Raw genomic sequence first — 7,331 nt, 5'->3', positions numbered from 1 at the left:
GGAAGTTAAGCTCTTCAGCGCCGATGGTACTGCACCGGGGACGGTGTGGGAGAGTAGGTCACCGCCGGACAATCTTTTACGAAAAGGGCTCCCACTGTTTGGTGGGGGCCCTTTCGTGCTTTCACGGCCCCCCTTTTTTCAGCGGCGCTCCCGGGTGGCCCAGCGGTGTCCCGGCGGCGCTCTGGCGGTGTTCCGGACTTCCAGGCGTTGAAGGCCAGGGCTCCCGAGCCTCCGCGTTCCGGGCCGGCAGGCGCGTAGGGGCAGCTGAAGCATGATCGTCGTAGTGATGCTCATGATCCGAAAGTGATGCTCGACCTACGCTGAGGTGTGCGAGGCGGGGGCGGCGTTTCCCTCCTTGTCCCTTCTTCTCCTCGCCGGGATGATCGGCTCTCCTTGACGACGACGGCCCCACAGGCGACGGCTCACAGTCGACTACTTTTGTCGATTTTCGACAAAAGTTCCAGCATAATCGCCCGAAGCCATCGCTGAATACGTTCTGTGATCACTCGTGTCGGGGTGGGGGTGGGAGTGGCTGGCGAGACGCAGGTCGAGTCGAGTGAGAGCCCTGGAGGAGGGGCGTCTCTGGGGTGTCTCGTGGGGCTGTTTGCCCATATTGTTACAAACCGAGTCTATTGCGACGTTCCACGAGGGGCCACCCCACCTGATCAGGGAAGATTCCCCGACCTGGGGTGTGCCTGGGTGTGTCAGGTGAGGCTGCACTCCGGAGGGACTTTGGTCGTCCGCCGTAGAAAGTTCAAGTGATCATGGCAAAAGTTCTTCCAAAAGGTGCAGAAGACGCGTAACTTCCACGCCAAGTTCTCTGCACACCACCGAGAGGACGAAGTGAGTCGGTCGACGGCGTCCGCAGGCGGATCTCCTCGAAGAGGTGACCCGCCGGTAGGGCCGAGGCCTGCGGCGGAAGGGAGTCGGCGGTCATCCGGCTGAGGCATCGGGGACCGCGGGGCTCCATCCACCCACACGGAGGTAGGAAATCATGAGTGCACACGAAGAAGAGACCGACGAGATGGCGGGCGCGCTGCGCCGTAGGCTCGGGCTGAACCGCCGCCAGTTCCTCGCCGCCACGACGGGGGTCACCGCGGTGGCCGCCATGTCGGCGGTGGGTCCGCTCGCGTCGGCCGCGTACGCGTCCCCCGGCGGCGACCAGGAGCGCGGGAAGGGCCACGGCCACGGCCACCAGGACGCCCTGGTGCCGGAGGCGAAGCGGGGCATCATCCTCTACACGGTTCGTGACGTCGTCTCCCGCGACCCGGCGATGAACCTGCCGGCGGGCTTCCGGCGCGTGTTCGAGGAGCTCTCCCGGATCGGCTACAAGCAGGTGGAGTTCGCCGGCTACCGCCAGCACGCGAACGCGGAGGGCGGAGCCGACCTGGAGACCGTCGAGGGTGCCCGGCTGCTGCGCCGGTGGCTCGACGACAACGGGCTCAAGGCCCAGGGCAACCACGGCTTCATTCCCAGCTCCTGGCCGCTCACCCAGGCCGATCTCGACCGCTTCAAGAGGACGCTGGAGATCGCCAACATCCTCGGCATGGAGCACGTGGGCACCGGCAGCGACCCGACCAACAGCGCCTACAAGGCGGACTGGGACCTCGCCGCCCAGAAGTGGAACGGTCTCGGCGCGCTCGCCTCGGCCGCCGGTCTCAAGCTGTACACGCACAACCACGACGCGGCCTACAGCTTCCTTCTCGACGAGGGCCCTCTCGACGAGCTGGGCCGGCCCACCCGCTCGTCGGGTATCCGGAAGCTGGAGTACTTCCTGGAGATCACCAACCGCAGGGACGTCTACCTCGAGCTGGACATCTACTGGGCGCACGTGGCGCAGCACAAGCACCGCGAGTACGTCGCGCGCAACGGCGTCACCCGGACCGACATCTTCGACCCTCTGAAGCTCGTACGGCAGAACGACAAGCGGTTCCCGCTGTTCCACGCCAAGGACGGGAAGTCCAACACCACCGCCAACGGCTACGACATGGTGCCGTTCGGAACCGGTGACATCGACTACAAGGCCTTCTTCTCCAAGCTGGACATCGAGAAGCGCCACAACCCGATGTACGAGCAGGACAACGCGCCCGGAGGGACCGCCGAGCCGGGCCGCTCGCTCCAGTACGCCGACCTGAGCTACAAGAACCTCTCCGCCCTGCGCCGTCACTGAGAGCTCGGCGCACACCTTAACCACACCTCAGAGCACACACCTCGAAGAAGAATCCGAGGAAGAACCCGAGGAAGGATCCAGAGGATCCGAAGGGTTCGGCGGACCGCCACGTGATCGAAGCCGTTGCCGCGGCACGCGTGGCGGTCCGCCATGTCCTGATACCCCCCTGAAGAAGAGGCTCAGGAAGTTGAAGCTTACCCGCGCCACGCTCGGCGGAGCACTGGCCGCCCTGCTGTTTCCCCTGGCGGTGCCCAGCGCCGCCCCCGCACAGGCCCAGCTCCAGGACGCGGCCACGAACTGGTCGAACTACGAGAAGATCACGCTGACCAAGAACGTCGGCGAGCCGATCGACATGGCGGTCCTGCCGGACAGAAGAGTCCTGCACACCGCCCGCAACGGTGACATCCGCCTGACCGACGGCGCCACCGGTATCACCAAGATCATTAACACGATCCCCGTCTACGCGAACTCCGAGGACGGCCTCCAGACGATCGCGATCGACCCCGGGTTCGCCGAGAACAAGTGGGTCTACGTCTACTACGCGCCGAAGACGATGACGGCGCCGTACCCGGAGACGACCCCCACCGGTTCCGCGCCCAACTCGCTGCCCGCGGGCGCGGACGAGTCGTACTGGAACCAGTGGAAGGGCTACAACCAGCTGTCACGGTTCAAGTGGACCGGTGACGCGCTGGACCTGTCCACCGAGCAGGTGATCATCAAGGTCGAGGTGCAGCGCGGGCAGTGCTGCCACGTCGCGGGCGACATGGACTGGGACGCCGAGGGCAACCTCTACCTCGCCACCGGCGACAACACCCCCGCGGGCACGCCCGGCGCCAACGGCATGGCGCCCAACAACGACGCCCCGGGGATGAACCCCGGCCTCGACGCGCGGCGTGGCGCGGGCAACAGCAACGACCTGCGCGGCAAGATCCTGCGGATCACCGTGAAGGAGGACGGCTCCTACACCGTCCCGGCGGGCAACCTCTTCCCGCAGGGAACGGCCAAGACGCGTCCCGAGATCTTCGTGACGGGGGTGCGGAACCCCTTCCGCATGGACGTCGACGACGTGACCGGTACGGTCTCCTGGGGCGACTACGGTCCCGACGCCGGGGCGCCCGACCCCGCCCGGGGACCCATGGGCTACGTCGAGTGGGACGTCACCCCCATCGACAAGCCGATGAACGGCGGCTGGCCCTACTGCACGGGGAACCACTTCAACTACAACGACTGGAACTTCGCGACCGCGACACCGCGTGAGTGGTTCGACTGCGCGGCGGGAGCGGTGAACACCTCCCGCTGGAACACCGGCGTGGACAAGCTGCCGCCCGCGACCCCGGCCACCCTCTACTACGGTGACAACAACACCCACCAGCCCGCGGAGTGGGCCGGGCTCACCGACTTCGAGCCCGCGGGCGGCCAGGGACCGATGGGCGGTCCCGTCTACCACTACGACGCGGCGAACCCCTCGACGACGAAGTTCCCCGATTACTGGGACAAGAAGTTCTTCTTCGCCGAGTTCTCGCAGGACTATCTCGCGGCGTTCACCGTGACGGCGCCTGGCGGGCCGGTGACCAAACTCGAACACTTCCTGCCCAACAGCGCTCTGACGGCGGCGGCGATGCCGATCACCGACAGCCCGATGGACATCGAGTTCGGCCCCGACGGGTCGCTGTACGTGCTCGACTACGGTGACGGCTTCTTCCGCGCCAACCCCGACGCGGGCCTATACCGCATCGACTACGCCGAGGGGAACAAGACCCCGCAGGCGAAGATCGTCGCCAAGCCGTCGTCGGGCAGCACCGCACCCCTCACCGTCGACTTCAGCGCGGCCTCGTCGACCGACGCCGAGCCGGGCCCGCTGACCTACGATTGGGACTTCGACGGCGACGGGACCTTTGACGCCACCGGTGTGACGGCCTCGCACACCTACCCCACGCTCGGGCAGTACGTCGCCAGGCTCCGCGTGACCGACGCGCAGGGCAAGTTCGGGCTCACCTCCACCGAGATCACCGTGGGCAACACCGCGCCCGAGGTGACCATCCAGGCACCGGGCAACGGCTCCTTCTTCAACTGGGGCGACGCGGTGCCGTTCCAGATCAAGGTCTCCGACAAGGAGGACGGCGACAACCCGGTGTGCAGCCGGGTGCAGTGGACCTTCGGTCTCGGCCACGACACGCACGCGCACCCGGAGACCCTCGGTTCCGGATGCTCGGGCGCATGGCCGACACCGGCCGACGCCCCCGAGCACGGTGAGACCGAGAACATCTTCGGCGTCGTCGTCGTGAGCTACCGGGACAACGGCGCCGGTGACATCCCGGGGGCGCTCGGCGACGCCACGCTCATCCTCAACCCCAAGGAACTGCAGGCCGAGCACGCCGACGCGAGCAGCGGCGTCACCAAGGTGGAGGACGCGAGCGCGTCCGGCCTGGCGAAGATCACGTCGTTCGACGCCGGGGACTGGATCTCGTACGACCCGGTGAACTTCGCCGGCGTCACCGGGGTGAAGACCCGCGCCTCCGGTGCGGGAACGCTCTCCCTGCGATGGGGCTCGGAGACGGCGGAGCCGTTCGCCACCGTCACCGTGCCCGCCGGATCGGGCTGGCAGAGCGTGGAGGCCGCGCTCACCGGTGCCCCGACCGGCAGCGGCGAGCTCTACGTCACCTCGACCGGCGGCGTGGAGGTCGACGGGTTCACCTTCCAGGGCGACGGTGTCGCCGACAAGACGCCCCCGACCGTGTCGGCCACGCTCGCCCCGGCCCAGCCGGGCGGGGAGAACGGCTGGTACACCGGGAACGTCACGCTGACGGTCACCGCGACCGACAACGGCACGGTGGCGAGCAGGCAGTACTCGCTCAACGGCGGCACGACATGGTTGAACGCCAACAACCCGGTCACCCTGAGCGCGGAGGGTGCCCTCGAGGTGCGCTACCGGGCGACCGACAACGCGGGCAACGTCTCGCAGATCGGCACCGTCACGGCGCGGATCGACAAGACCGCCCCGGTCCTGTCGGTGAGCGGGGTGGAGCCGGGTAAGTACGGCGATTCCGCGTTCATCACGCCCGTCTTCTCGGCGTCCGACGCGGCCTCGGGAGTGGCGAGCGTGACGGCGGCCATCGGTGACCTGCAGGTGGTCTCCGGTAAGGCGATCGCCCTGTCGAAGCTGGCGCTCGGCGAGCACACGCTGACCGTCACCGCGAAGGACAAGGCGGGGCACGTCACGAAGCAGACCGTCGCGTTCGAGGTCACGACCTCCTTCGCCGACGTGCGCAAACTCCTCGACCGCTTCAAGGCGGAGGGCTCGGCGCGGGGCGGCGTCCTCGATGTCCAGCTCGACCAGGCGAGGAAGCACGCGGAGGCCGGGAGGAAGAACGCCGCGATCGCCTCGCTGGAGGCCTTCGTGAAGCTCGCCCAGCGTGAGCTCTGGGTGCCCGACACGAAGGCGCGTGACGTGCTCGTACGGGACGGGCAGGCGCTGATCGCGCAGTTGCGCGCCCCGGCCGGCGGCTGACGCGGGGCGCGGGGGGAGGGCCCGACCGGCTCTCCCCCCGCGTTCGGCGTGGAGGTGTCAGGGGGCGCTGAGGTCCAGGTCCTTGATCCTGGGGTCGCCCTCGTCGGCGAAGTAGTGGTCGGGTTTGGTGGAGTCGTCGCCTTCGGCCATCCTGGCGGAACGCGCGATGACGGTGCCGAGCGCGGCGACGGCGAGGTTGACCGCGAGGGCGAGGATGCCCGCGTAGATCGTCATCTTGGTGTCCAGGCCCAGCTTCTCCAGCGGGAACGCCGACCCCGCGAAGTGCAGCTTGCCGGTGGCCGGGTTGCCGATGTTGTAGAGCAGGAGCATCCCGGCCCCCATGCCGGCGACCCACCCGGCGATCAGGCCGCTCCGGTGGAACCAGCGGGTGTAAAGGCCGAGCGCCACCGACGGGAGCGTCTGCAGGATGATGACACCGCCGATGAGCTGCAGGTCGATGGAGAAGCCGGTGTCGAGGAACAGGATGCACAGCACCGCGCCGACCTTGACGAGCAACGAGGTGATCTTGGAGACGCGGGCTTCGTCGGCGTCGCTCGCGTCTCGCTTCAGATACTCCTTGTAGATGTTGCGGGTGAACAGGTTCGCCGCGGCGATGGACATGATGGCCGCGGGGACCAGCGCGCCGATGCCGATCGCGGCGTAGGCGACGCCGGTGAACCAGTCGGGGAACATCCTGTCGAACAGCTGGGGCACGATCGTGTTGTTGTCGGTGCCGATGGGCTTGATCCCGGCCGCGATGGCCATGAAACCCAGCAGGGCGATCAGGCCGAGCAGCAGGCTGTAGGCGGGGAGCGCCGACATGTTCCGCTTGATCACGTCGCGGTTCCTGGAGGCGAGGATGCCGGTGACGCTGTGCGGATAGAGGAACAGCGCGAGCGCCGAGCCCAGGGCGAGCGTGACGTACTGCAGCTGGTTGTTCGCGTTGAGCAGGATCCCGTCGCCGGGCGCGGCGCTGGCGTCGAACTTGGCCTGGGCGGCGTCGAAGATGCCCGACCAGCCACCTTCGATCTGGGCGGGGATCGCGAAGATCGCGACCAGGATCACGACATAGATCAGCGTGTCCTTGACGAACGCGATCAGCGCGGGCGCGCGTAGGCCCGACTGGTAGGTGTACGCGGCCAGGATCGCGAACGCGATGATGATCGGCAGGTGACCGGTCACCCCCATCGACTTCAGCACGGCCTCGATGCCGACGAGTTGGAGCGCGATGTAGGGCATCGTCGCGACGATGCCGGTGATCGCGACCAGCAGCGCGAGCGTGGGGGAGCCGAACCTGGCCCGGACGAAGTCGGCCGGGGTGACGAAGCCGTGCACGTGCGAGACCGACCAGAGGCGGATCAGCACCAGGAACACGATCGGGTAGACCACGATGGTGTACGGCACCGCGAAGAAGCCCATCGCGCCCGCCCCCCAGAGCAGGGCGGGTACGGCCACGAAGGTGTAGGCGGTGTAGAGGTCGCCGCCGACCAGGAACCAGGTGACCCACGCACCGAAGTTGCGGCCGCCGAGTCCCCACTCGTCGAGGCTGGCCAGGTTCTCCGGGCGGCGCCAGCGCGCGGCCACGAACCCCATGCCGCTGACCACCAGGAACAGCACGGAGAAGACGATGATCTCTGTGAGGTGGGCTTCCAT

Annotated in this window: 3 protein-coding genes; 2 read left to right on the top strand and 1 reads right to left on the bottom strand. The window is 67.6% G+C overall.

What is annotated here, in order from left to right; translation table 11 throughout:
* Positions 1–994 precede the first annotated feature (994 nt).
* Positions 995–2,170, top strand: a complete 1,176-nt coding sequence (locus tag ACIBH4_RS28730) for a TIM barrel protein (protein ID WP_362515884.1) — start codon at positions 995–997, stop codon at positions 2,168–2,170.
* A 187-nt stretch (positions 2,171–2,357) separates the two neighbouring features.
* Positions 2,358–5,678: a PQQ-dependent sugar dehydrogenase gene (locus ACIBH4_RS28725; protein WP_362766021.1), complete on the top strand. Its 3,321-nt coding sequence runs from the start codon at positions 2,358–2,360 to the stop codon at positions 5,676–5,678.
* Between the two features lie 57 nt (positions 5,679–5,735).
* On the opposite strand, the gene mctP is transcribed toward ACIBH4_RS28725, so the two are convergent.
* Positions 5,736–7,331: a monocarboxylate uptake permease MctP gene (gene mctP, locus ACIBH4_RS28720; RefSeq protein WP_362766019.1), complete on the bottom strand. Its 1,596-nt coding sequence runs from the start codon at positions 7,329–7,331 to the stop codon at positions 5,736–5,738.

This window comes from Streptosporangium sp. NPDC050284 (assembly GCF_044459525.1).
Classification (GTDB): Bacteria; Actinomycetota; Actinomycetes; order Streptosporangiales; family Streptosporangiaceae; genus Streptosporangium.
The sequence above is the reverse complement of the archived record's forward strand: the minus strand, read 5'-3'. Positions and strand labels throughout refer to the sequence as shown.